This is a genomic window from Methylobacterium sp. Leaf117 (genome assembly GCF_001422985.1).
Taxonomy (GTDB): domain Bacteria; phylum Pseudomonadota; class Alphaproteobacteria; order Rhizobiales; family Beijerinckiaceae; genus Methylobacterium.
Map to the genome: position 1 here is coordinate 786,689 of NZ_LMNL01000001.1, position 22,453 is coordinate 809,141.

Consider the following 22,453-nt stretch of genomic DNA (forward strand, 5'->3'; position numbering starts at 1 on the left):
GGGTTCAGATCTCCTCGATCACCGCGACCAGGTCGCCGCCGCGCAGGGTCCGGCCGGGCTGGGCCCGGATCTCCCGCACGGTCCCGGCCACGGGCGCGACCACGGCGATTTCCATTTTCATCGATTCCAGGATCGCCACGGTGTCACCCGCCGCGATCCCGTCGCCCGGGGCTACCAGAAGCTTCCAGACATTGCCCGGCACCGTCGTCGGCACGCCGACGCAGCCGGCCGGGATCGCATCCTCCGTGCCGTCCGAGATCGCCTCCTCGGCCACGAAGCTGTCGAGCCCCTCCGCCTTCCAGCGCTGGCGCTCGGCTTCGTAGGCCGCCTGCTGGCGCGCCTTGGCGGCCGTGATCTCGGGCGCGTTCGCCGCCAGTTCGGCGCGGTGCGCCGCATAGGAGAACGTCCCGTCCTCGATCGTCACGGGATAGGCCCCGTGCGGGAAGGCGGCGCGCGCTTCGGTCAGTTCGGCCGGCTCGACCGGGAAGAACCGGATGCGATCGAAGGGGCGCAGCAGCCAGGGATGGCCCGGCACGAACTCCCGGGTGGTGCGCCAGGTGTTCCACATCTGGATGGTGCGGCCGAAGAGCTGGTACCCGCCCGGCCCCTCCATGCCGTAGATGCACATGTAGGCGCCGCCGATGCCGACGGCGTTTTCCGGCGTCCAGGTGCGGGCGGGATTGTACTTCGTGGTCACGAGGCGATGGCGCGGGTCGACCGGCGTCGCCACCGGTGCCCCGAGATAGACGTCGCCGAGCCCCATGACGAGGTACTGGGCGTCGAAGATGATGTCCTTGACCGCCTGCTCGTCGGCGAGCCCGTTGATCCGGCGGATGAACTCGATGTTCGAGGGGCACCACGGCGCATTGGGGCGCACCAGCTCCTGGTACTTGCGCATGGCCAGCGCCGCCTGCGGGTCGTTCCAGGACAGCGGCAGGTGGACGATCCGGCTCTCGACCGTGACGTCCTCCACCCGCGGCAAGCCGGCCTCGATCTCCCGCAGGGCGCCGAGGAGGCGCTGCCGGGGCAGGGCTGCGCCGTCGTAGTGGATCTGCAGCGAGCGGATGCCGGGGGTCAGATCGATCAGCCCCGCCAGCCGCGCCTCGGCGACCGCCCGGGCCAGCAGGTGGACGCGCATCCGGATGCCGATGTCGAGGGCCATCGGCCCGTACTCGACGAGCAGGTTGTCGTCGCCCTGGCGGCGGTAGACCACCGGGACGGGACCGGATTCGTCCCGGGCCAGGATGGGCGAGCCGCGCCGGATCGCAGGCGTCGGGAGGCCGGCGGTTGGCTCCACCGCGGCGTCGTCCTCCGGCCGTGCCACGGCCTCGAACCGGACCCGGTCGCCGGGGCGGAGCTGACCCATCTTCCACAAATCGTCGCGGGCGATCACCGCCGGGCAGACGAAGCCGCCGAGGCTAGGGCCGTCCGGCCCGAGCAGGATCGGCATGTCGCCGGTGAAGTCGATGGCCCCGATGGCGTAGGCGTTGTCGTGCAGGTTGGACGGGTGCAGGCCGGCCTCGCCGCCATCGGCCCGGGCCCAGCGCGGGGTCGGCCCCATCAGGCGGATGCCGGTGCGGGCGGAGTTGAAATGCACCTCGTAGGTCGCCGAAAACAGGTCGGCGATGTCGGCGTCCTGGAAGAAGTCCGGCGCCCCGTGCGGGCCGTAGACCACCCCGAGCGTCCAGTCGTGGGTCAGCGGCGCCGGCGCCGGGGTCTCGGCCGGGACTTCCGGGACTGCCCCGAGATGCAGCACGTCGCCGGCCTTCAGCACGCCGGTGGCGTGACCGCCGAAGGCCCCGAGGGCGAAGGTGGCGCGCGATCCGAGTACGATCGGCGCCGTGAGCCCGCCGTGCAGGGCGAGGTAGCTGCGCTGTCCGGGGCCGGCGATCGCCCCGAGGAGGAGGGTCTGGCCGGCCCGCACGGGGAAGGCGGCGTCGTGGGGCTGCGCGATGCCGTCGAGGGTCGCCGGCATCCGCGCCCCGCACAAAGCCACGATCGTGTCGGCGTGGAAGCGCAGGGTCGGGCCGGAGACGGTGAGCTCGAGAGCACAGGTGTCGGGCGGGTTGCCCACCCGAGCATTGGCCGCGCGGAACGAGCGCGCATCCATCGGCCCGCTCGGGGGCACGCCGACGTGCCAGAGCCCGATGCGCCCGGGCAGCTCCTGCAGGCTCGACTGGGCACCGGGCAGCAGCACCTCGACGCTGCGCGGATGAAACGCGAAGTCGCGCAGCGCGGTGGTGGCGACCCGGCCCTCGGCGAAGAAATCGGAGCCCGCGATGGTGCGCAGGTAGTCGCGGTTGGTCTCGATGCCGGACACCGCCGTCCCGTCGAGGGCCGCGCGGAGGGCCGCGAGCGCGGCCGGACGGTCGGCCCCGGTGACGATGATCTTGGCGAGCATCGGATCGTAGAACGGCGTCACCTCGGTGCCGGTCTCGATCCAACCGTCGATCCGGGGGCCTTCGGGAAAGCGCACCTCGGTGAGCAGGCCGGCGCTCGGGGCGAAGTTGGCGTGCGGGATCTCGGCATAGAGCCGCGCCTCCATGGCGGCGCCCCGCGGCACCAGCGGACCGGCATCCGCCAGGACGTCCTCGCCGGCGGCCTGGCGGATCATCCACTCGACGAGGTCGATGCCGAACACCGCCTCGGTCACCGGATGCTCGACCTGGAGGCGGGTGTTGACCTCCAGAAAGGCGAAGTCCTCGCGCACCGGATCGTAGATGAACTCCACCGTCCCGGCCGAGGCGTAGGCCACGCTCGCCCCCAGGGCGACGGCCGCCGCGTGCAGGCGGGCGCGCACCGCATCGGGCAGGTTCGGCGCCGGGGTCTCCTCGATCACCTTCTGGTTTCGGCGCTGGAGCGAGCAGTCGCGTTCGCCGAGCGCCACAACGCGGCCGCGGCCGTCGCCGAAGATCTGCACCTCCACGTGCCGGGCCTCGCCGACGAAGCGCTCGAGATAGACCCGGGCGTCGCCGAAGCTGGCCCGCGCCGTCCGCTCGACGGCGCCGTAGTGCTCGGACAACTCCGCGGCGGAAGCGCAGAGGCGCATGCCGATGCCGCCGCCGCCGGCCGTGCTCTTCAGCATCACCGGATAGCCGATGGCCTCGGCCTCGCGCAGAGCCGTCGCGAGGTCGGGCAGCAGGCCGGTGCCGGCCAGGAGCGGCACCCCGCTGGCCCGGGCGAGGTCGCGTGCCGTGTGCTTGAGTCCGAAGGCGGAGAGGTGCTCGGGCTTGGGGCCGATGAAGACGATGCCCTCGTCCGCCAGCCGCTCGGCAAAGGCGACGTTCTCGGACAGGAAGCCGTAGCCCGGATGCACCGCTTGCGCGCCGGTGGCCCGGCAGGCGGCGATCACGGCCTCGACGTCGAGGTAGCTTTCGGCGGCGGGCGCCGGACCGAGACGGACTGCCCGGTCGGCCTCCAGCACGCCGCGGGTGAAGCGGTCGGCATCGGAATAGACCGCCACCGAGGCGATCCCCATGCGGCGGCAGGTTCGCACGATGCGGCGGGCGATCTCGCCCCGGTTGGCGATCAGGAGGGTGTCGAACATCAGGCCGCGTCCCGGATCGTGACCCGGATCGGCGTCGGGTTGAAGCCGTTGCAGGGGTTGTTGATCTGCGGGCAGTTCGAGATCACGCAGATCACGTCCATCTCGGCCGTGACCTCGACATAGTCGCCGGGCGCCGAGACGCCGTCGACGATGGCGAGATCGCCGTTCTGCTCGATCGGCACGTTCATGAAGAAGTTGATGTTCGGCGGGATGTCGCGCTTGGTCAGCCCGTACTTGGCGACCTCCAGAGCGAAGTTCTCGCGGCAGGCATGGAGGTACTTCGTGGCGTGGCCGAAGCGGACGGTGTTGCTCTCGCACGAGCAGGCCCCGGCCGAGGTGTCGTGCCGCCCGCAGGAATCGGCGGTGACCCGGGCCATGATCCGGCCCTCGCTGGACACCAGGGGCGTGCCGACGGTGACGTAGGCGGCGCCCTGCACCCGCACGGTGTCCTGGGAGGAATAGCGCTCGCCCATGTCGTCGGCCCGGTAGAACAGGGTGTCGACCGCCTGGCAGCCTTCGCTGTCGGTGATGCGGATCGTCTGGCCCCGGCGCACGAGGCCGGACCAGGGTGCCTGGGCCGGCACGGTGACGTCGAGGATCACGGTGACGTCGAGGATGGTGGGTGCGTCGGTCATCGTCATCTCCCCTCAGAACCCGGCCCGGGCGTTGTTCTCGAAACCCCGCACGGCCTCCGGCGTGGCCGTGCGGCACAGGTCGTCGGCCCCCGGGACGGGCGCCCGGAAGCGCGTGACCTGGACCGGGTTCGGCGCATAGGTCGGAGCCGGATCGAGGGGATGCGGGCAGTTCGACAGGGTGACGGTCAGGTCCATCTCGGCGCGCAGGTCGACGAAGTCGCCGGCCCTGCGTCCGGCCTCGTTCCACACGAGGCGGCCTTCCGGCCCGACGCCGACGGGCGCGAAGACGCTGACCAGGGCCGGGATGTCGCGCCGGTCGAGCCCGGCCTTCAGGGCGGCGAGGACGAGGTTGTCGCGGGTGTTGCGGTGGGGGCCGCCGGGATAGCGCGCGGCGTTGGACGCGGCGTTCGACCCCCCGGCCAGCGAATCGTGGGCGCCGCAGGAATCCTCCGTCAGCGCGAGCATCACCCGGCCCATGTCGGAGAACAGAACCCGGCCCTTCTGCAGGGCGGTGGTCCACTGCACCTTGACGGTGTCGGCGTAGTTCAACCGCTCGGACGGGTCGGCCGCGCTCCAGGCCACCAGGGCGACGCTTGCCGGGCCGTGCGCGAGGGCGATGCGCAGGGCTTCGCCGCGCGCCAGATGCGTCGTCCAGTACCAGCCTCCCGGGATGGTCTCCACATGGAGGGCCGCGCCGGGGAGCGGCAGCCCGTGCGGGGAGGGCGGCGGCAGGGCGCGGGGCGCCTGATCCTGCCCGGCGCGCTTCAGCGCTTCGTAGCGCTGCCGGTACGCGGCGATCGTCTGGTCTGTGGTGGTCATGCCCGTTCCTCAAACGTCCGCCGGGTCGTCCCGGCCGATGGTGAGCCCTGTTCGCGGGGCCGGGTCGTCCCGGCCGGGCAGGTGAGGGGGTTTCGGAGGGCGCCTAGAACAGGTGGCTGTAGCGCTCGATCTCCCAGGCGCTGACGGTCAGATGATAATCCTGCCACTCGGCGGTCTTGTAGCGGATGAACTCGTCGCGCAGGGCCTTGCCCAGGGTCCGTTCCACCAGGGGATCGGCCGCGAAGGCCTCCACCGCCTCCATCAGGGTCTGCGGCAGGAAATCGATGCCGCGGGCGGCGCGCTCGGCGTCGGAGAGATCGTAGAGATTGTCCTCGTTCGGCGCGCCGGGATCGATCCGCTCGCGCACGCCCTCCAGCCCGGCGGCGAGCACCAGGGCGGCGGCGAGGTAGGGGTTCACGGCACCGTCCGCGTTGCGGCTCTCGCAGCGCCCGCCGCCGGCCGGCACCCGCACCGAGTTGGTGCGGTTGTTCGAGCCGTAGGAGTTGAACACCGGCGCCCAGGAGAAGCCCGCCATCGCGCCCTGGCGCACGAGGCGCTTGTAGCTGTTCACCGTCGGAGCGAAGGCGGCGCAGAGGGCGCGGCCGTGCTTCAGCACGCCGCCGATGAAGTGATAGCCGGTTTCGGTCAGACCGAGGCCGCGCGGATCGGTCGAGGGGTCGCACGCGAAGGCGTTGCGGCCGGTCTCGCGGTCGAACAGCGACATGTTGAAATGGGCGCCGTTGCCGGTGCGGTCGGCGAAGGGCTTCGGCATCATGGTGGCCAGCAGACCCTCCTCCTTGGCGTAGTGCTTCGCCATCATGCGGAAGAAGGTCAGCCGGTCGCACATGGTCAGCGCATCGGCGTAGTTGAAATCGAACTCGAACTGGCCGCAGGCATCCTCGTGGTCGAAGGAATACAGGTCCCAGCCGAGGTCGTTGATCGTGGTGGCGACCTTGTCGAGCCAGGAGAAGTTGTCGGTGAAGCCGCGGACGTCGTAGCAGGGCTTCACCAGCTTATCGTCCGGCACCGGCGTGTGCAGCGAGCCGTCCGCCGCCTGCCGCAGCAGGAAGATCTCGCACTCGATGCCGAGGTTGAAGCCGAAGCCCATCGCCTCCGCCTGGGCCAACACGGATTTCAGCGCGACACGGGTGGAGAGGGGGTAGGGCTTGCCCTGGAAGGTGAGGTCGGCCGGGGTCCAGGCCAGCTTCGGCTCCCAGGGCAGCTGGATCACGTGGGCGAGGTCCGGCACCGAGGCCAGTTCGTCCTCGTTGGGGGCCTGGCCGAGGCCGTCGAGGGCGTAGCCGGTGTAGCGCTCGGAGCCGGCGGCCATCTGGGGCAGGTGGTCGATGGGCACGACCTTGGCCTTCTGGGCCCCGTGGATGTCGACATAGGCGCCGATGACGTATTTCACGCCCTTTCCCCGCAGGTCGTCCTGCAGCGCGCGGATATGGGGATCGATGTCAGTCGTGTGAGCCACGGGCTCGCTCCTCTGGACCGGATGGGTCGTCGGGTGGGGACAGGGGCGGGGTCTCGGCGAGGCCGCGCCGGACGAGAGCGGCGAGGTCCGCGACCATCCAGCCGAACAGGCGCTCGCCCTCGGCGAGGCTCGCCTGCGACGGACGGCCGGTGACGCCGTTGCGGCTGGTGCGGTTGACCGGGTGGGCGAACACCAGCCCCTCGGTCCGGTCGGGATCGTCGGCGGCCGTGATCCGGTCCGGGCGGACCAGGGCCGGGGCGGTCGCCATCATCAGCGCGGTCTCGGCGGCATTGGCGTGCCAGTCGGCGGCATCGGCAAAATGGGCCGCGCGCACCCGCTCGCTGATCGTCGCCGAGTTCACCAGGGCGACCATCAGGTCGTCATGAGCGGCGCGCAGCATCTCCAGGGCACAGCGCAAGGGGGCCGCGTTGGTGACGTGGGCGTTGACCAGGAACAGGCGCCGGACGCCCGAATGATAGGCGGAGGTGCCGATCTGCGTTACCACCTGGGTCATCACCAGGGGATCGAGGGTGATGGTGCCGGGCCAGCGCCGGCTGTGGCCGAGCGAGCAGCCATAGGGCAGGGTCGGCAGCACCGGCACGCGGGTCTGCGCCGAGACCGCGTGGGCGAGGCGCTCGGCCAGCACGAAATCCATGCCGCAGCCGAGATGCGGTCCGTGCTGCTCGGTGGCGCCCACCGGCAGGATCGCGGCCTGCGACGCGGCCGCGAGGTCGCCCGGGATCTCCTCCCAGGTGCGGTCGGCCCAGAGCAGGGCGGAGGCGTCCATCACTCGACCTCGTCGCCGGTCGGCGCCATGCGGGTGACGAGGGCGGTGGCGGCGGGCTCGTCGGCATCGGCCTCCGCCTCGTCCTTCGCCGGGTGGATCAAGGCGTCGAGCCGGGCGCGGGTGGCGCGGAATTCCGGCCCCAGCATCTGGTCCGGGCTGCGCGGGCGCGGCACCGGCACCTCGATGAGTTCAGCCACCTCGCCCGGATGCGCCTTCAGCACCAGGATGCGGTCGGCGAGGTACACGGCCTCGTCGAGGTCGTGGGTGATGAACACGATGGTGATGTCGATCTTGCGCCAGATCTCGATGAGGTAGGCCTGCATCCGGGCCCGCGACTGGGTGTCGAGGGCCGAGAACGGCTCGTCCATGAGGAGGATGCGCGGCCGGGTGGCCAGGGCGCGGGCGATGGCGACGCGCTGCTTCATCCCGCCCGAGAGCTGGTGCGGGTAGGCGTCCGCGAAGGCTTCGAGGCCGATCAGCGCCAGCCATTGCCGGGCCTCGCGCTCGGCCTCGCGCCGGGGGGTGCCGTTCTCCTCCAGGCCGAAGGCGACGTTGCGCAGGACGCTGAGCCAGGGGAACAGCGTGTAGCCCTGGAACACCATGCCACGATCGGCGCCGGGGCCGGAGACCGGCACGCCGCCGACCCGGACCACGCCGGAACTGGCCGTCTCGAGCCCGGCGAGAATGCGCACGAAGGTGGACTTGCCGCAGCCGGACGGGCCGACCACGCAGAGGAATTCCCGCCGGTGGGTGACGAGATCGATACCCCGCAGGGCCGTGGTCTCGCCGCCGGCGGAGCGGAACACCTTGCCCAGCCCCTCGACGCTCAGGGCCACGTCCCGGCTCTTCAGCTTGGCGAAGCGCGCCCGCACCGGCTCGCATTGGGTGCGGTAGTCGCAGGGCTCCACCGGCAGGGGAATCGTGCTCCCGCGCGTCATGCCTCGCTCCGATCGTAGGGGAACAGCCGGCGCCCGATCCACGCCAGGGCAAGGTCGGTGGCCGATCCGACGAGGCCGATGACGAGGATCGCCGCGTAGACGTTGTCGAAATGCTGGTAGCGGGCCTGCTGCGTGATGAAGAAGGTGATGCCCGACGAGGTGCCGATCAGTTCGGCGACGATGAGGTAGGTCCAGGCCCAGCCCAGCAGGATGCGCTGGTCGCGGTAGAGCTGCGGCAGCATTGCCGGCACGATCACGCGGCGGATCAGGCGGAGGTTGCGCGCCCCGAGGGTCAGGGCGGCCTCGATCAGCAGCGGCTCGATCCGCCGCGTGGTGTTGGCGATCACCAGCACCTGCTGGAAGAAGGTCCCGATGACGATGATGGCGATCTTCGGCCCGTCATAGATGCCGAGGATCGCCACCATCAGCGCCCCGAAGGCGGGGGCCGGCATGTAGCGGACGAACTCGATCACCGGTTCGGTGAGGCGGGCGAGCGTCGGCTGCGCTCCGCACAGGATGCCGAGCGGCACGCCGACCACCGACGAGAGCAGGAAGCCCCAGACGATGATCTGGATCGAGTGCCACAGGCTCAGAGGCAGGCGGATCGCGTCGCGCTGGGTCGGCGTCGCGGTGAGGGAGGTCCAGAGCGCCGCCGCGACGGCGTGGGGCGTGGGCAGGTAGACCGGGTTGGCGGGAATGCCGACAGGCGCCGCGCCGTTGGCGGCCCCCGCGCGCGCGACCTCCTCCGCGAAGGCGGCCTTCGGCACCCGCATGCCGGGCTCCATCCAGGCCACATCGCCGGGCTCGGTCACCTCCACCAGGGGATGCCACAGGAACGGCACGTAGGAGACCGCCGCCCAGGCCAGGACCGGCAGCAGGAAGGAGAGCACCGCCAGCACGGTCCGGCGCCGGGTCGAGAGCGGCCGGGCGACCCCGATCCAGGAGCGGCGCCGGGCGCCGGTCCGCACCGGCGCGGCCATGGCCTGCTCCGGTCGGGCACTGGTCGCCTCCGCTGGCGCGCCGGCCGCCGGAATGGGGCGCTGCCTCTCGTCGCTGCGCGGCGCGGCGCTCATTTGCCGTCCGTCAGCGCCGGATCGATGTAGCCCTTCACGTCCTGTGCGGCTTTGTAGACCTCGTACCGGACGTTGAAGGCGTCGGCGTAGCGGCTCGACCCGTAGAGCGAGCCGAAGCCCTCGGCATCGGCCATCACCTTGCGGCCGTCGGCCAGGGTCAGGAGCCGGGTGCCCTTGAGGAAGCGGGTGAAGGTCGCGGGCTCGATGCCGACCTTGCCCGCCATGATGGCGACGGCGTCGGCCTGGGTCTTCGGGTCCTGGATGTAGGCGACCACCTTGTCCCAGACGGCCACGAACTTGATCCAGTCGGCGCGGCGGGCGGCGAGGCTCGCGGGCGTCACCGTGACCACGTCGTAGATCAGGCCGGGCTCGTCGGCGGAGGTGTAGAGCGGCCGGGCCCCGGCGGCGCCCTTCATCGCCTGTCCGGCGATGGGCTGCCAGGCGCCGATGGCCGACACGTCCCCGGAGGCGAGGACCTGGGGCGTCTCGTTGGTCTTGACGTTGACGAAGGTGACGTCGGTCTCCTTCAGGCCGATCTTGTTCAGCCCGTTGATGAGGAGCAGCTGCTCGACCAGGCCGACTTCGAGACCGACCTTCTTGCCCTTCAGCTCGGCCAGCCCCTTCACGCCCGGCTTGCCGACGATCATGTCGTTGCCGTTCGAGTAGTCGGTCAGCATGATCATGACGTTTCGGGCGCCATTGCCGCCCATCACGAGGGCATCGCCGTTGGTGCAGGTCACGGCGTCGAGCTTGCCCGCCGAGAAGGCATCCATGGAGGCGGAGTAGTCGAACCACTCGAACGTGACGTCGAGGCCGGCCTGCTTGAGCCAACCCTTTTCGATGGCGACCTGCCAGGCGACCCAGCCGGGCCAGTCGCTGTAGCCGATGCGCAGGGGCTCGGCGGCGTAGGCGGGTGTGACCGGGCCGGGCAGCACTGCGAGCAGGCCCAGGGCCATGAGGCCGCCGGCGACGTTCCTGCGGGTGGCGGCGAGAACCGAGGACAGGCGCATCTGTGATCTCCAAGACGCGTAATACGATCATTGGAAATCGTAATACCGACGGGATTTCACGCATACAAAAGCCGTGCCAGAATGGGCGAGTGGGAGGAAATCAGATGTCCGACAACGCGACCGCGACGACCGGCCCGGAGGAGGCCGAGGGGACGCGCAAGCGGCCGGTGAGCCGGATCAGCCTGTCGCTGTCCGAGGACCTGCTCTGCGAACTCGACACCATGGTGGGCGAGCGCGGCTTCGCCAGCCGCTCCCAGGCGGTGGCGACGATCCTGCACCGCTCCCTGGTGGAGCACCGGCACGAGGTCGGCGACCGCGTCATGGTGGGCACCATCACGCTCTGCTACGACAACCTCGCCCATGGGCTGCAGCAGCGGCTGGCCGAATTGCAGCGCCGCTTCATCGCCGAGGTGATCTCCTCGCTGCACGTGCACCTGATGCACAACCAGACCCTGGAGGTCGTGCTGGTGCAGGGTCCGGCCGACACGCTCCAGACCATCGCGGACGCGATGATCACCGAGCGCGGCGTCATCTCGGGGCGGCTCGAACTCGTGGCGGCTTTGATCCCGCCGATCCACCCGTTCCCCGGGGCGCCGGCGTGACGGCCCCTTAACTCTGCCAGACCCGGGGCAGGGGTCGTTCGCGATAGGCGGTGAGGACGCGCTGGGCGACGCTCCGCAGGGCGTCCGGATCGCGGCCGAGGAGGCGCAGGACGAGGTGGCCGTTCCAGGCGCTGGCCGCTGCCGCGACCCCCTCCGCCCCCGCCGCGTCGAGAAGAGCGCGGGCCTCGTCCAGCCGGCCCTCCGCCGCGGGCGAGACGTCGAGCATCGTCGCCATGGCGCGGGCACCGTTGCCAATGGCCGCCCGGGCGAGCTGGTCCGACACCGCGCCGTCGAGGCGCAGGGAATCGGCATAGACGAGGCGCCCGTCGCGGCGGATGCGCCAGGTGTCGGAGAGGTGGCCGCGCGTGATCGACTCGTTGCGGGCGGTGCGTCCGAAGGTGACGGCCTCGAAGGCGAGGAGATGCGCATCCGGCGCCAGATCGGCCTCGAAGCGGCGCGCCAGGGCGGACCGGTCGAACAGGATCGTCTCCTGCGGGAGGTGCGCGAGACGGGCGCCGGCCCCGAGCGTGACCCGCGTCTCGAACCGGCTCACCGGGCCGTCGGAGCGGTAGACCTTCTCGGCGGCGGTCGTGGTCAGGGTCAGGTCGGCGCCCGCCTCGGCCTCGATGGTGACCCGAAACGCATCACCGCAGGCGATGCCGCCGGCGGTGTTGAGCAGCACCGCCTCGCACGGCCCCTTCGGCCGGCGCGGCAGGCGCAGACGCAAGGGGCCGCCCTCGCCGATGTCGAGGATGCGGGTGTCGTGCCCGTCCACGCAGGCGACGCGCAGGTGAATCCGCCCCTGCGAGCGTTGCCGCTCCGGCGCGGCGACCGGGCACGCCGGAGGGTCCGGGTTCAGCAAGGCGGAGGCTTCAGGCCGGGCCGGTGGCGACGGGACGCTCGGGGTCCGAGCCCCATTCCGACCAGGAGCCGTCGTAGAGGGCACGGGGGGGACGCCCCAGGGTCTCCAGGGCCAGTCCGACGATGGCGGCGGTGACGCCCGAGCCGCAGGTGGTGACCACGGGCTTGCCCACGTCGACGCCGTTCTCGGCGAAGACCGCGCGCAGAGCCGCCTCGTCCTTCAGGCGCCCCCCGCTCTGGAGCGCGGAATAATGGACGTTGCGGGCGCCCGGCATGTGGCCGGGGCGGACGCCGGGGCGCGGCTCCGCCTCCTCACCGCGGAAGCGCGGGCCGGAGCGGGCATCGACGACCTGGGCATTGCCGGTGTCGAGGGCGCGGGCGATGTCCCCGGCCTCCGCCACGGCGCCGTTGTCGAACCGTGCGGTGAAGTGACGGCGGGTGCGCAGCCGGCCCTCGCCTTCCTCGACCGGATAGCCCGCCGCGACCCAGGCCGGGAATCCGCCGTCGAGGATCTCGACGTCGCGGACGCCGTAGGTCTTCAGCATCCAGCGCACCCGCGGCGCCGAGAACAGGCCCATCCCGTCATAGACCACGAGGTGGGCGCCGTCGCCGATGCCCAGAGCCCGCATGCGCGAGGCGAAGACCTCCGGGCGCGGCAGCATGTGGGGCAGGGGAGAGGTCTCGTCGCTCATCGTGTCGATGTCGAAGCGGATCGCGCCGGGGATGTGCGCGGCGAGATACTCGGCCCGGGCGTCGCGGCCCTGGGCCGGCAGGTACCACGAGCCGTCGAGGATCACGATGTCGGGCGCGCCGAGCCGGGTGTGGAGCCAGTCTGCCGTGACAAAGGGCGTCGTCGCCATGGGGTTCTCTGTTCGATGCGGCGGAGGGCTCCGCCGGGAAACGGCTTCCCGCCGGACTGCGCCTCGGGTCAAGCGGGAGGTACCACCAAATCACATCCGGCGGCGTGTTGCACGCCTTGCGGACCGGGCGGCGATCTGAACCGGCCCATCCCGCGCCGCGTTGACGGGGTACGATCGATCCCATCCGGTTCAGGAGACCTCGCCAATGCGTCACCTCCCACTCGCCCTCGCCCTCGCCACCGCCGCCGCGCTCACCCTCGGGGGCGCCGCCCAGGCCCAGTCGACCGCACCGGGTGCCGGTTCGGGCAGCGTCGGAAATTCCGGCAGCGTCGGAAATTCTGGCACCGTCGGCAACTCCGGCACAGCCGGCAGCTCGATCGGCAGTCCCGCCGCAGGCGGCATCGGCGGATCGCCCGCGACCACCGGGACGGCGCCCGGCGCCGGGGCCGTCCGCAACCCGAGCGCCGCCCCCATCCCGAGCGCCGGCCGGGGCATCGGGCCGGGTTCGGCGCCCACCACCGGCACCCCGGCGCGCTGAGCCGACGCGCCGGACCGCGTGCGGGCCGGGCCGACAGGCCCGGCCTTTTTCGTCGCAGCCGGGCCGGCGCCGGTGCCAAGGACCGGCGCCTGTGCGTATGGATGGTGGAGACCGAGCCAGCCGGATGGAGCCGTCGTGAACCCGCGCGAGACCTACCACATCGAAGTCCTCGCCTCCGAGGACGAGGCCGGGGCGCGCGGCGAGGACCTGGTGCGCCAGCGCATCTCGGTGCGCACCGGCACCGTCGAGGCGGCCAAGGAACGGGCGCTGACGCTGTTCGCCAGGGCCCGTGCCCCGCAGCGCTCCGGCGCTCCGGCCGAAGCGGTGCGGGTCATCGACGGGGCCGGCACGGAGGTGTTCCGCTGGAGCCGGTACGACGAACCGGCCTGACGGGGAGCGATCGGCCATGCCCACCTCCCGCCTTCGCACCCTCGTCCATCCGGGCCTCCTGATGCCCGGCCTCGTCCTGCTGTTCGCCGCCCTGTTCCTGCGCAGCTACACGGTGCCGCCGGCACCCGACCGGCGCGGCGGCACCGCGGTCTCGCTGGCCTGGCCGAACCGGCCGTTCTTCGGAAGCCCCCGGGCGGACTGCCTTAGCTTCCCGGCGGACGAGCCCGTCATCGCCTGCCTGATCGGCTCGGTGGCACGGGCGCGGGCCGATGGCCTCCCTCTGATGCAGTTCGGGTTCTGCGGGACCTGCTACGCCCTCTCGCAGCGAATCGCCGGCCTCGGACGCGACGAGGCCGCTATCCGGGCGCGCCTCGACGCGATCGCCCGCTTCGGCTGGTGAGGCGCGCCGGATCGGATTGACCGCGCCGGCGATCCCGCCCTAGAAGCTCGCACCATGACACCGTCGTTCCGCCCCGCCTCCTATTCGGCGCCGCACCCTTAGCGGCGCGGGGCTTGTCATGTCTCAACCGCTGCATCGTCGGCGGTTGATCTCTTCCTCAGGACCATCGTCGACGGCCCGGCTCCAACCGAGGTTCCGTCCGTGTCGTCCGCATTCCCCGCACACCTCCGTCCTCCCCTCGGCCTGATCGGCTTTGGGGCCTTCGGCCGCCTCATCGCCCTCCATCTGGCGCCGCATTTCGCGATCCAGGCCTACGATCCGGCCATGTCCGCGGCATCGGTCGACGACGTCACGCGGGCGACCTTGCGCGAGGCCGCCGGCTGTCCCGTCGTCATCCTGGCGGTTCCGGTCGCGGCGATCGCGGCGGTCGTGGCCGAGATCGGCCCGCACCTGCCTCCGGGCGCCCTCGTGCTCGACGTCGGCTCGGTGAAAGTGGCCGCCGCGAACGCGATGCGTGCCGGCCTGCCGGGTCACGTCGCGATCGTCGCCACCCACCCGCTCTTCGGTCCGCAGAGCGCGCGGGGCGGCATCCGCGGGCTGAAGATCGCGCTCTGCCCGGTGCGCGGTGGACGGCCCCGGCGGGTCGCCGCCTTCCTGCGCCGCCGGCTCGGGCTCGACGTCATCGTGACGACGCCCGAGGCACATGACCGCGACGCCGCCGCCGCCCAGGGCCTGACCCACCTGATCGCGAAGGTGACGGTGCAGATGGAGCCGCTGCCGACCCGGATGACCACGCGCAGCTTCGACCTGCTGATGCAGGCGGTGGCGATGGTGCGCCACGACGCACCCGAAATCTTCGAGGCGATCGAGCGCGCCAATCCCTATGCGGGCGCGGTCCGCCGCCGCTTCGTCGCCCACGCGGCACGCCTCGCCACCGACCTGTCGGAGATGCAGGATCAGGAGGGGCAGAATCGGGAAGTCCAGGATGCGGATATCCAGGATCAGACCATCCAGGATCAAAACGTCCAGGATCAAAACATCCAGGATCGCGCGGTGCGCGCCGCCTGACCCCGCTCTCAGCCGCCCGGCAGGAACCGGCGCAGGCGGTCGCGCCACGCCCTGAGGCATCGATTGGCCTCGGCGCGCCCGCGCTCGAGGCGGACCGCGAGGGCGAACAGCGGATCGCCGCTGCGGCTCTCCACGAGGATGTGAGCGAGGGGCAGCCGCCCGGTCCAGAAGGTCTCGGGCAGCGGATAATGCGGCGGCGCGCAGGAATCCGCCGTGGTGAGCGCCGGGTCGGCGGCGATGGCCTGTGTCAGGCGCTGGAAGGCGAGGGCGCCGGGCGAGTGCTTGGCCGCCGCGGCCGCATAGGAGATCTTGAGGGTCCAGACCTGCTCGCGCGTGACGAAGCTGACCAACGCCGCGAGGGTCCGGCCGTTCTGGCGAAGGCGATCGATGCGGGCACCGCCGCGCGCGCCGAAGCGCAGGACGAGGTCGCGCATCATCCGGGTCTGGGCCGCATCGCCCGCGATGGCGGTGCCGCGCGCGCCCTTCCAGCCCGCGCCCTCGAGCGCGATGTAATCGTCGAGGGCGGCAGGCAGCACGGCGGGATCGCGGATCGTCTCGAAGGTGATCGGTCCGTCCGTGCTCAGGCGATCCCAGGCCTGGCGCAGCTTGCGCTGCTTGCGGGATGAGAGATGCGCGAGATAAGCGGCGCGGGCTGCCGCGTCGCGGCCCGCGAGGTCGAGGAAGGCGCGCTCATGCGGCCAGAACCGGGCATGGCGCAGCCGGCCTGCGGCGAGGCGCCCCCAGAGGAGATCCGCGAAGGGGCCGGCGGTCGGCACGTGCGTCAGCATCAGGCGCGGCCCGAGGAGTCGGCTCAGGCCGAGGAACAGCGCATCGAGGGCGCGGCCCGGCTCGGCGCCGTCGAGGAGCGGTGCACCGAAGATGCCGAAATCATGCATCCAGCCCGTGACCAGGCTCACCGGCAGACCCCAGCGCCAGCGCCGTATCCGCACGGGCCAGACGGCCACGAGGCGCAGACCCGGCTCTTCGGGCGCACGGTCTCCCACCAGCGCCAGCTGCACGCCCTGCCCGAAGACCGCGGAGGCGGGACGCGCGTAATCGGGATCGTAGAACAGATTGTCGACCAGCGCCCGGTGGCCGAGGTCGCGCCAGGCCGCGATCCAGGGCGCGTCGTCGGTGATCGGGCGCAGGCAGACCACGAGCCCGTCCGGCGTGACCACGCTCGGCGCGGGTCGGCTCACGGGGTAGCCCTGCGGGAGCGCTCCCCCCGGAGACGCGTCAGCAGATCGGCGACGCCGAGGATGTTGAACCCCCAGGCCGTCCCGGCCGAGACCAGGGCGAGGCAGCCGAGCCGGAGGCCGAGGGCGAGACCCGGATCGAGGGGGAGCCGCTCGAGGCCGGCGATCACCCCCGCACAGGCGAGCGCCAGCCCGCCGATGACGGCGAGGTCGCGCAGGGGCACCGGCATGCGGAAGCGTTCGCGGGAGCCGAGGATGAAGACGAGGCAGGCGAGGCCCTGGCCAATCGCCATGGCGATGGCCGCTCCCTCGACGCCGAGGCGCGGAATCAGCACCGCCGACAGGCCGCCGATGGCGATCAGCAGGGTCACCGACGCGATCGCGTCGAGGTGGCTCTTCTGGGTGAAATAGATCACCTGCCCGAAATAATACGACCGGAACATCTGCAGGATGCTGGCGGCGACCAGCAGGGGCGCCACCCGCAGGGCGGTGTCGCGGTAATCCGGCCCGAGCAACAGGGTCACGAGGATGTCGTCGAAGGCCAGGAAGAACACGGCACCGAAGGCGGCGATCACCGTCAGCAGCCGGATGGCATCCTCCAGCACCGGGCGGGCGGTGGCGATGCCGCCGTCGCGGGCATCGCGCTTGGCGATCGAGATCAGCGCCAGGGCGACGCTGTCGCCGAACACGACGAAGCTCTGGCGCAGGAAGTCGGCGAAGGCGCCGTAGGCGCCGAGTTCCGAGACGCCGATGCTGGCGCCGATGACGAGGCGGTCGGCCGTCTGGGCCAGGGCGGCGGCGCCGAACGAGAGCACCAGCGGCCAGCCATAGGCGAGAAGGCGGCGCGCCTCGGCCCAGCTGCCGCCGCCGCGCAACAGGACGCGAAGGACGTAGAGCGTGGGCAGGGCCGCCAGCATGTTGGCGCCGGCGGTGGCGAGCAGGAGGGCGATGGCCCCGCCGCCGAGGAGGAGGGCGGTGCTGCCCAGTGCCAGGACCAGGACCGCGCGCATCACCACCGAAAGGGCGACGGCGCCGACCTCCAGGCGGGTGCGCGCGATCTCGGCGGCGCCCTCGAAGGCCATCATGCCGAACACCGCCGTAAAGATCGCGAGCGCCGACCGCGGCTCCAGCAGCCCCAGCCCGGCCGCGCCGGCCGCCACCAGGGCCGCGAGGGTGACCATGCCGCCGAGCAGGCGCACCACGGTGCCGACCTGAACGGCGGCCCGGTCCTCGGCATAGAGGGCGAAGAACGAGAATTTCGGCCATTGGCAGGTGGCGCTGTAGAGCACCAGCGCCCAGGACAGCACCAGCAGGTAGAGCCCGAACACGTCGGTGGGCGCGAGCCGGGTGAACACCGCGAGAGCGCCCATGTTCAGGGCTGCGGCGACGCCCCGTGAGCCGACATAGGTGAGGGTGTGGCGCGCGATCATCCGGACCCGTGACCTGCCGGGCGGCCCGGCTCGGGATCAGAGGTAACACCCCACGGGTGCGGCGGCGTCAAATCATTCCGCATCCGGCTACTCCGTATCGGCTTCCTCCGATGGCGCCAGCGCCGCCGCATGCGTGGGCGGAGGACCCGCCCTGCGTGGGCCGCCGGCCAAGGTCGGCCACACGGATTGACTTCGCAGGCGCGAAGGCTCATATCGCAGGTGCAGCGTCAGCGGCCGTCATGGTTCCGCTTGAGAGGGCTGCGTGACGGATTGCCGGATCGCATCTGCGGCCCCCGAGCGACCTGAGCCCCTCTCTTCAACGTGCATGCACCCGGACTGCCCCAGCACGCGGGCGGCTCCAGCTCAACGGACCGACCACACTCTTCGACGTTTCCCCTTGCCACGAGGGCGTCCGGCACGGTCCCGCTGCCTGAAAGTACCTCCTTGACCCAATTCACCGATTTCGGCCTCGCCCAGCCCGTGCTGCGCGCCCTGGAAGAGGCCGGCTACAAGAGCCCGACCCCGATCCAGGCCCAGGCCATCGCCCCCGCCATGCAGGGCCGCGACCTCTGCGGCATCGCCCAGACGGGCACCGGCAAGACGGCGGCCTTCGCGCTGCCGATCCTGCACCGCCTCGCCGAGACCCCGCGCAAGGCGATCCGTCGCGGCTGCCGCGTGCTGGTGCTCTCGCCCACCCGCGAGCTGGCCAACCAGATCGCCGAGAACTTCTCCGATTACGGAAAATACCTGTCGTTCACCAACACCGTGGTGTTCGGCGGCGTCACCATCTCCCGCCAGGAGAAGGCGCTGGCCAACGGCGTCGACATCCTGGTCGCGACCCCCGGCCGCCTGATGGATCTCATCGAGCGCCGCTCGCTGACCCTCGAGGCCGTCGAGATCCTCGTCCTCGACGAGGCCGACCAGATGCTCGACCTCGGCTTCATCCACGCTCTCAAGCGTATCGTGAAGATGCTGCCGAAGGAGCGTCAGAGCCTGTTCTTCTCGGCCACCATGCCGAAGAACATCGCCAGCCTCGCCGACCAGTATCTGCGTGATCCGGTCCAGGTCGCGGTGACCCCGGTCGCCACCACCGCCGAGCGCGTCACCCAGGAGGTCATCTTCGCCCATACCGGCGCGAAGCAGGCCCTGCTCAATCACATTCTGCGCGATCCGGTGATCGAGCGCGTGCTCGTCTTCACCCGGACGAAGCACGGCGCCGACCGCGTCGTCCGCGGCCTGGAGAAGGTCGGGATCAACGCCTCGGCCATCCACGGCAACAAGTCCCAGCCGCAGCGTGAACGGGCGCTCGCCGCCTTCAAGGACGGGTCCTGCCGGGTGCTGGTCGCCACCGACATCGCCGCCCGCGGCATCGACGTCGAAGCGGTGAGCCACGTCATCAACTACGACCTGCCGAACGTGCCGGAGAGCTACGTCCACCGCATCGGCCGCACCGCGCGCGCCGGGGCGAACGGGCTCGCCATCTCGTTCTGCAACGACGAGGAGAAGGCCTACCTGCGGGATATCGAGCGCACCACGCGCCAGAAGATCCCCGTCGGCGCCTTCCCCGAGGGCTTCACCCCGCCGTCCCGCCAGGAAGCGGCCGACAACGCCCAGGCCGAGGAGCGCCGTCCGGCGCCGCACGGCCAGCGTCCCGGCCAGCGCCAGGGCCAGCGTCCGAGCAGCCGCCCGGGTGGCCGTCCCGGCCAGGGTCGTGGCTTCGACGGGCGTGGCGGCGAGGGTCGCGGCGGCGAGAACCGCGGCGGCGGACGCCCGAGCCGTCCCGAGGGTGCCGCCCGTCCCCAGGAGCCGCGCGGCGATCGTCGCCCGGCCAGCGCCGGCGAGGCCCGCACCGAGCCCCGTGGCGAGCGTCCCCGCACCCCGCGTCCGCAGGGCGGCGGCGAAGGCCGCGCCATCGGCTGGCTCGACCGCGGCCCGCGTTCCTGAACCCAGTCTCCTGACATCGTGATGCAGCGCCGCCCCGGTCCGCCGGGGCGGCGCTGTCATGTCCGGGACCCGCGTTGCAGCGAAGACATCGCTCAGCGGAGACATTGCCAATGCGGTGCGTCTCGCCATTTCAGGGTGAGCCGGACGGTGCGTCCGGCCGCGTGGAGGCGGGACGATGCGGTTTGAACTCTACAGGGATTCTGCTGGGGGCTGGCGCTGGCGCCTTCGGTCTCAGAACGGAAACGTCATCGCGGATTCGGCGGAAGCTTACGTCCGCCGGGAGGATTGCGAACACGGGATCGCGCTGGTCAAAGGCAGCGCCGAGGCCGCTGTCGTCGACATGACGCTCAAGATTGCCTGAGGGCGTCGGCGCCCAATGCTTCGCAAGCCTTCATTGACCATTACGGTCACGCTTGGGTGAGCCGAGGGAAACGCTTTCGGCGTTTGTGCGTTTTCTGCGTCCGGGCCTCGCGGACAAGCGGGCACGGAATGTCGAGTCTCGACAGATCCAGGGAGTTGAAAACGTGCTGAGGAAACTCGTGCTGGCCGCGCTGCTGGCCCTAGGCTTCGCTGCCACGGCGCCGCAGGGCGCTTCGGCCGCCCCCATCGGCCCCGCCCTCGCCCTCCAGAGCGAGGCTGCCCCGGCCGCCGTACAGACCGTGCAGTATTACGGTTACCGCCGCCGCTTCTATGGCCCGCGTCGCTTCTACGGCCCGCGCCCCTTCTACGGCCGCCGCTACTATGGCCCGCGCCGCTTCTACGGCCCGCGTCGTTTCTATGGTCCGCGCCGCTTTTACGGCCCGCGCCGCTTCTACTACTAAGCGTCCCGAACCGGTCCCCTTCGGGGACGTCTGATCTCTCGCGGCCCGGCCTTCGTGAATCGAAGGTCGGGTGTCGTCGTTTAGAGCACTAAAATTCGTATCTTCGGATGGGAAGTGGCGTCATCCTGCGCTAAACTGCCGAGCTGGAGACGACCCGCATCAGACGGCATCGCTCCCGAGGGAACATGATGAACGCCATCGCCGCCCGGCGCGCCTCCGCGCGCCCGATCTGGGAGTCGATCCCCCTCGAACTCCTCGTCTCGATCAGCGCCGTGATCCTTGCGGGCGCGCTCAAACTGGCCGACCTGATACCCTGAGGCGGTGAAGCGCGGTCCGGCGTCTCTCCCGAGGAACGCTGTGCGGGGCGGGATCGGCCGCCACGCGGGCTGGCCCCCGGAATGCAGGCGAAACGGCGCGCGATTGGGCGTGGACGTAGGCGTGGACGTAGGAATGAGTGGGATCATGGCGGAAACCGAGGCGGTGCGGCTCCCGAGCGGCGACCTGACGGTGCGCACCATCGCGATGCCGGCGGACACCAACGCCAACGGAGACATCTTCGGCGGCTGGGTAATGTCGCAGATGGATCAGGCCGGGGGCATCGCGGCCGTCGAGCGCTCGCAGGGGCGGGCGGTCACCGTCGCGGTCGATGCCATGACCTTCATCCGCCCGGTGCGGGTGGGCGACGTGCTCTGCGTCTACACCCGGATCGCGCGCGTCGGGCGCAGCTCGATGAAGATCGAGGTTCAGGCCTGGGCCCGGCGCTTTCGCACGCAGTTGCGCGAACAGGTCACCGAGGCGACCTTCACCTTCGTGGCGATCGACGACGAGGGCCGGCCGCGTCCGCTCGAAACCGCCTGACCGAGCGCGGCGACGGTCGGACCGCGCCTCACGCGTTCGGGGCCGCCACTTTCTGGCGCAGGCCGGAAATCACCGCTTTGAGGATGTCGGCATCGGAATCGTTGCTGCCCATGCAGCGGACGGATTCGATGCGCTCATGCACGAAGGACAGCTTGGCGATCACCGCCGGCGTCAGCTTGAACGGGAACAGGGCCGGCTGGCCCATGCTGCGGCTGAGGGAATTCACCGCGTAGGTCAGGGGCAGCCAGGCCTCGACGATGCGGCTGAAATCCGTGGTCCGGTACGGGTCGAAATCGATCACCACCGGCTCGGCCGGGCCGTGGCGCAGGCGTGGGCGCACGCGCATCTCGAAGGTGCTGGCGGTCTCCAGGGTGTCGACGATGTGGAGGTACTGCGCCCAGGTCTCGGCGAAATCCTCCCACGGATGGGCCGTGGCGTAGGCGCTGACGTAGCCTTCCTCCCAGTCCGCCGGCGCTCCGTGCGCATAATGACGCTGCAGCGCCCCCGAGTAGTTCAGCCGCTCGTCGCCGAACAGCGACCGGAAGGTCCACAGGCTCTGGTCGAAGCGAACCAGCACATTCCAGAAATAATGCCCGATCTCATGGCGGAAATGCCCGAGGAGCGTGCGGTAATACTCACCGAACAGCATCCGCCGGCGCTCCCGCTCGACATCGTCGGCCTCCGCGATGTTGAGGGTGATGAGGCCGCTGCGATGCCCGGTGAGGACGGGCGGTCCGATCTGGTAGCTCTCCGAGGGATCGACCAGGAAGTCGAAGGCGAGGCCGGTGGTGGGGTTCTCGTCGCGGGTCATCAGCGGCAGGTCGAGCCGCAGGAGCGAGTAGAACAGCCGGTGCTTGGCCGCCTCGATCTGGCGCCAGCGGGTCAGGTTCCAGGCGATCGAGAGATCCGGCACGACATGGTTGTGCCGGCAGGTGATGCAGTAGCGGTTCGGCGAATCCTCCGGCACCAGCCAGTTGCAGGCGTCGTGATCGGCGTTGGCGCAGAAGCGGTAGCGGCGTCCGGGATTGGCATAGGCGTGCCACAGGCCGCCCACAGGCTCCAGGGCCGACATCTCGTGGATCTCGCAGGCATAGCCCAGCCGGCGCTCGCAGCTCTCGCAATGGGTGCTCTCGAAGCTGATCGGCTGGTCACAGGCCTGGCACTGGAAGATTTTCATGGATTCGTCGCGAAACGCCTTT

At 71.0% G+C, this 22,453-nt stretch carries 23 protein-coding genes; 10 read left to right on the top strand and 13 right to left on the bottom strand.

What is annotated here, in order from left to right; all coding sequences use genetic code 11:
* Window positions 1-4: 4 nt before the first annotated feature.
* The 8 genes from uca to ASF57_RS03595 form a co-directional block, all read right to left on the bottom strand.
* The gene (gene uca, locus ASF57_RS03560) at window positions 5-3,547 is read right to left on the bottom strand and encodes an urea carboxylase (protein WP_056479944.1); all 3,543 of its coding nucleotides are present in this window, start codon (window positions 3,545-3,547) and stop codon (window positions 5-7) included.
* Window positions 3,547-4,182: an urea amidolyase associated protein UAAP2 gene (locus ASF57_RS03565; RefSeq protein WP_056480245.1), complete on the bottom strand. Its 636-nt coding sequence runs from the start codon at window positions 4,180-4,182 to the stop codon at window positions 3,547-3,549. Before ASF57_RS03565 ends, uca begins: the two co-directional genes overlap by 1 nt.
* 12 nt (window positions 4,183-4,194) lie before the next feature.
* On the bottom strand, window positions 4,195-5,001 hold the full coding sequence (locus ASF57_RS03570; protein ID WP_056479948.1) for an urea amidolyase associated protein UAAP1: 807 nt from the start codon (window positions 4,999-5,001) through the stop codon (window positions 4,195-4,197).
* A 103-nt stretch (window positions 5,002-5,104) separates the two neighbouring features.
* Window positions 5,105-6,478 carry a type III glutamate--ammonia ligase gene (glnT, locus tag ASF57_RS03575; RefSeq protein WP_056479951.1) on the bottom strand — a complete coding sequence of 458 codons (1,374 nt, stop codon included), beginning with the start codon at window positions 6,476-6,478 and terminating at the stop codon, window positions 5,105-5,107.
* Window positions 6,462-7,265: a creatininase family protein gene (locus ASF57_RS03580; protein WP_056479955.1), complete on the bottom strand. Its 804-nt coding sequence runs from the start codon at window positions 7,263-7,265 to the stop codon at window positions 6,462-6,464. The genes glnT and ASF57_RS03580 overlap by 17 nt, the downstream gene beginning before the upstream one ends.
* Window positions 7,265-8,203 (bottom strand): ABC transporter ATP-binding protein, encoded by a 939-nt coding sequence (locus tag ASF57_RS03585; RefSeq protein WP_056479958.1) that lies wholly within the window; start codon window positions 8,201-8,203, stop codon window positions 7,265-7,267. The genes ASF57_RS03580 and ASF57_RS03585 overlap by 1 nt, the downstream gene beginning before the upstream one ends.
* On the bottom strand, window positions 8,200-9,183 hold the full coding sequence (locus ASF57_RS03590) for an ABC transporter permease (RefSeq protein ID WP_156375952.1): 984 nt from the start codon (window positions 9,181-9,183) through the stop codon (window positions 8,200-8,202). The genes ASF57_RS03585 and ASF57_RS03590 overlap by 4 nt, the downstream gene beginning before the upstream one ends.
* Window positions 9,184-9,272: 89 nt before the next feature.
* Window positions 9,273-10,286, bottom strand: coding sequence for an ABC transporter substrate-binding protein (locus tag ASF57_RS03595; RefSeq protein ID WP_056180233.1), 1,014 nt, complete (start codon window positions 10,284-10,286; stop codon window positions 9,273-9,275).
* Between the two features lie 104 nt (window positions 10,287-10,390).
* Here ASF57_RS03595 and nikR point away from each other — a divergent pair, with 104 nt between their 5' ends.
* Complete coding sequence (gene nikR / locus ASF57_RS03600; protein WP_056479961.1) at window positions 10,391-10,888, top strand: nickel-responsive transcriptional regulator NikR; 498 nt, start codon at window positions 10,391-10,393, stop codon at window positions 10,886-10,888.
* Window positions 10,889-10,895: 7 nt separating this feature from the next.
* Here the strand turns inward: nikR and ASF57_RS03605 are convergent, their stop codons facing one another.
* Window positions 10,896-11,750, bottom strand: a complete 855-nt coding sequence (locus ASF57_RS03605) for an urease accessory protein UreD (protein WP_156375929.1) — start codon at window positions 11,748-11,750, stop codon at window positions 10,896-10,898.
* A 10-nt stretch (window positions 11,751-11,760) separates the two neighbouring features.
* The gene (gene sseA, locus ASF57_RS03610) at window positions 11,761-12,609 is read right to left on the bottom strand and encodes a 3-mercaptopyruvate sulfurtransferase (RefSeq protein WP_056479964.1); all 849 of its coding nucleotides are present in this window, start codon (window positions 12,607-12,609) and stop codon (window positions 11,761-11,763) included.
* A 205-nt stretch (window positions 12,610-12,814) separates the two neighbouring features.
* Here sseA and ASF57_RS03615 point away from each other — a divergent pair, with 205 nt between their 5' ends.
* The 4 genes from ASF57_RS03615 (at window position 12,815) to ASF57_RS03630 (ending at window position 15,005) form a co-directional block, all read left to right on the top strand.
* Entirely contained in the window at window positions 12,815-13,147 is a 333-nt protein-coding gene (locus tag ASF57_RS03615; protein WP_056479967.1) for a hypothetical protein, read from the top strand.
* A 135-nt stretch (window positions 13,148-13,282) separates the two neighbouring features.
* Entirely contained in the window at window positions 13,283-13,537 is a 255-nt protein-coding gene (locus ASF57_RS03620; RefSeq protein WP_056479970.1) for a hypothetical protein, read from the top strand.
* 16 nt (window positions 13,538-13,553) lie between these two features.
* Window positions 13,554-13,937, top strand: coding sequence for a hypothetical protein (locus tag ASF57_RS03625; protein ID WP_056479973.1), 384 nt, complete (start codon window positions 13,554-13,556; stop codon window positions 13,935-13,937).
* A gap of 201 nt (window positions 13,938-14,138) precedes the next feature.
* Complete coding sequence (locus tag ASF57_RS03630) at window positions 14,139-15,005, top strand: prephenate dehydrogenase/arogenate dehydrogenase family protein (RefSeq protein ID WP_082503648.1); 867 nt, start codon at window positions 14,139-14,141, stop codon at window positions 15,003-15,005.
* An 8-nt stretch (window positions 15,006-15,013) separates the two neighbouring features.
* On the opposite strand, the gene ASF57_RS03635 is transcribed toward ASF57_RS03630, so the two are convergent.
* Together ASF57_RS03635 and ASF57_RS03640 are read right to left on the bottom strand one after the other, a co-directional pair.
* Window positions 15,014-16,204, bottom strand: coding sequence for a GNAT family N-acetyltransferase (locus tag ASF57_RS03635; protein WP_156375931.1), 1,191 nt, complete (start codon window positions 16,202-16,204; stop codon window positions 15,014-15,016).
* The gene (locus ASF57_RS03640) at window positions 16,201-17,631 is read right to left on the bottom strand and encodes an oligosaccharide flippase family protein (RefSeq protein WP_056479980.1); all 1,431 of its coding nucleotides are present in this window, start codon (window positions 17,629-17,631) and stop codon (window positions 16,201-16,203) included. Before ASF57_RS03640 ends, ASF57_RS03635 begins: the two co-directional genes overlap by 4 nt.
* A 444-nt stretch (window positions 17,632-18,075) precedes the next feature.
* On the opposite strand from ASF57_RS03640, the gene ASF57_RS03645 reads away from it, so the two are divergent.
* The 5 genes from ASF57_RS03645 (at window position 18,076) to ASF57_RS03660 (ending at window position 21,254) form a co-directional block, all read left to right on the top strand.
* Window positions 18,076-19,575 (top strand): DEAD/DEAH box helicase, encoded by a 1,500-nt coding sequence (locus tag ASF57_RS03645; RefSeq protein ID WP_056479986.1) that lies wholly within the window; start codon window positions 18,076-18,078, stop codon window positions 19,573-19,575.
* 175 nt (window positions 19,576-19,750) lie between these two features.
* Window positions 19,751-19,936 carry a DUF1508 domain-containing protein gene (locus tag ASF57_RS03650; RefSeq protein WP_056180205.1) on the top strand — a complete coding sequence of 62 codons (186 nt, stop codon included), beginning with the start codon at window positions 19,751-19,753 and terminating at the stop codon, window positions 19,934-19,936.
* A 163-nt stretch (window positions 19,937-20,099) separates the two neighbouring features.
* The gene (locus ASF57_RS03655) at window positions 20,100-20,396 is read left to right on the top strand and encodes a hypothetical protein (protein ID WP_056180201.1); all 297 of its coding nucleotides are present in this window, start codon (window positions 20,100-20,102) and stop codon (window positions 20,394-20,396) included.
* Between the two features lie 185 nt (window positions 20,397-20,581).
* Window positions 20,582-20,713 carry a hypothetical protein gene (locus ASF57_RS27200; protein ID WP_280138730.1) on the top strand — a complete coding sequence of 44 codons (132 nt, stop codon included), beginning with the start codon at window positions 20,582-20,584 and terminating at the stop codon, window positions 20,711-20,713.
* A gap of 145 nt (window positions 20,714-20,858) precedes the next feature.
* Window positions 20,859-21,254 carry an acyl-CoA thioesterase gene (locus ASF57_RS03660; protein WP_056180198.1) on the top strand — a complete coding sequence of 132 codons (396 nt, stop codon included), beginning with the start codon at window positions 20,859-20,861 and terminating at the stop codon, window positions 21,252-21,254.
* A gap of 28 nt (window positions 21,255-21,282) precedes the next feature.
* Here ASF57_RS03660 and ASF57_RS03665 read toward each other — a convergent pair whose 3' ends face one another.
* Window positions 21,283-22,431 (bottom strand): putative zinc-binding peptidase, encoded by a 1,149-nt coding sequence (locus ASF57_RS03665; protein WP_056180195.1) that lies wholly within the window; start codon window positions 22,429-22,431, stop codon window positions 21,283-21,285.
* Between the last annotated feature and the right edge of the window lie 22 nt (window positions 22,432-22,453).

Bases quoted from the DNA above. Each gene is read 5' to 3' on its own strand.
- uca (WP_056479944.1), bottom strand. From the start codon at position 3,547: ATGTTCGACACCCTCCTGATCGCCAACCGGGGCGAGATCGCCCGCCGC.
- ASF57_RS03565 (WP_056480245.1), bottom strand. From the start codon at position 4,182: ATGACCGACGCACCCACCATCCTCGACGTCACCGTGATCCTCGACGTC.
- ASF57_RS03570 (WP_056479948.1), bottom strand. From the start codon at position 5,001: ATGACCACCACAGACCAGACGATCGCCGCGTACCGGCAGCGCTACGAA.
- ASF57_RS03580 (WP_056479955.1), bottom strand. From the start codon at position 7,265: ATGGACGCCTCCGCCCTGCTCTGGGCCGACCGCACCTGGGAGGAGATC.
- ASF57_RS03585 (WP_056479958.1), bottom strand. From the start codon at position 8,203: ATGACGCGCGGGAGCACGATTCCCCTGCCGGTGGAGCCCTGCGACTAC.
- ASF57_RS03590 (WP_156375952.1), bottom strand. From the start codon at position 9,183: ATGGCCGCGCCGGTGCGGACCGGCGCCCGGCGCCGCTCCTGGATCGGG.
- ASF57_RS03595 (WP_056180233.1), bottom strand. From the start codon at position 10,286: ATGCGCCTGTCCTCGGTTCTCGCCGCCACCCGCAGGAACGTCGCCGGC.
- nikR (WP_056479961.1), top strand. From the start codon at position 10,391: ATGTCCGACAACGCGACCGCGACGACCGGCCCGGAGGAGGCCGAGGGG.
- sseA (WP_056479964.1), bottom strand. From the start codon at position 12,609: ATGGCGACGACGCCCTTTGTCACGGCAGACTGGCTCCACACCCGGCTC.
- ASF57_RS03615 (WP_056479967.1), top strand. From the start codon at position 12,815: ATGCGTCACCTCCCACTCGCCCTCGCCCTCGCCACCGCCGCCGCGCTC.
- ASF57_RS03625 (WP_056479973.1), top strand. From the start codon at position 13,554: ATGCCCACCTCCCGCCTTCGCACCCTCGTCCATCCGGGCCTCCTGATG.
- ASF57_RS03640 (WP_056479980.1), bottom strand. From the start codon at position 17,631: ATGATCGCGCGCCACACCCTCACCTATGTCGGCTCACGGGGCGTCGCC.
- ASF57_RS03650 (WP_056180205.1), top strand. From the start codon at position 19,751: ATGCGGTTTGAACTCTACAGGGATTCTGCTGGGGGCTGGCGCTGGCGC.
- ASF57_RS27200 (WP_280138730.1), top strand. From the start codon at position 20,582: ATGATGAACGCCATCGCCGCCCGGCGCGCCTCCGCGCGCCCGATCTGG.
- ASF57_RS03660 (WP_056180198.1), top strand. From the start codon at position 20,859: ATGGCGGAAACCGAGGCGGTGCGGCTCCCGAGCGGCGACCTGACGGTG.
- ASF57_RS03665 (WP_056180195.1), bottom strand. From the start codon at position 22,431: ATGAAAATCTTCCAGTGCCAGGCCTGTGACCAGCCGATCAGCTTCGAG.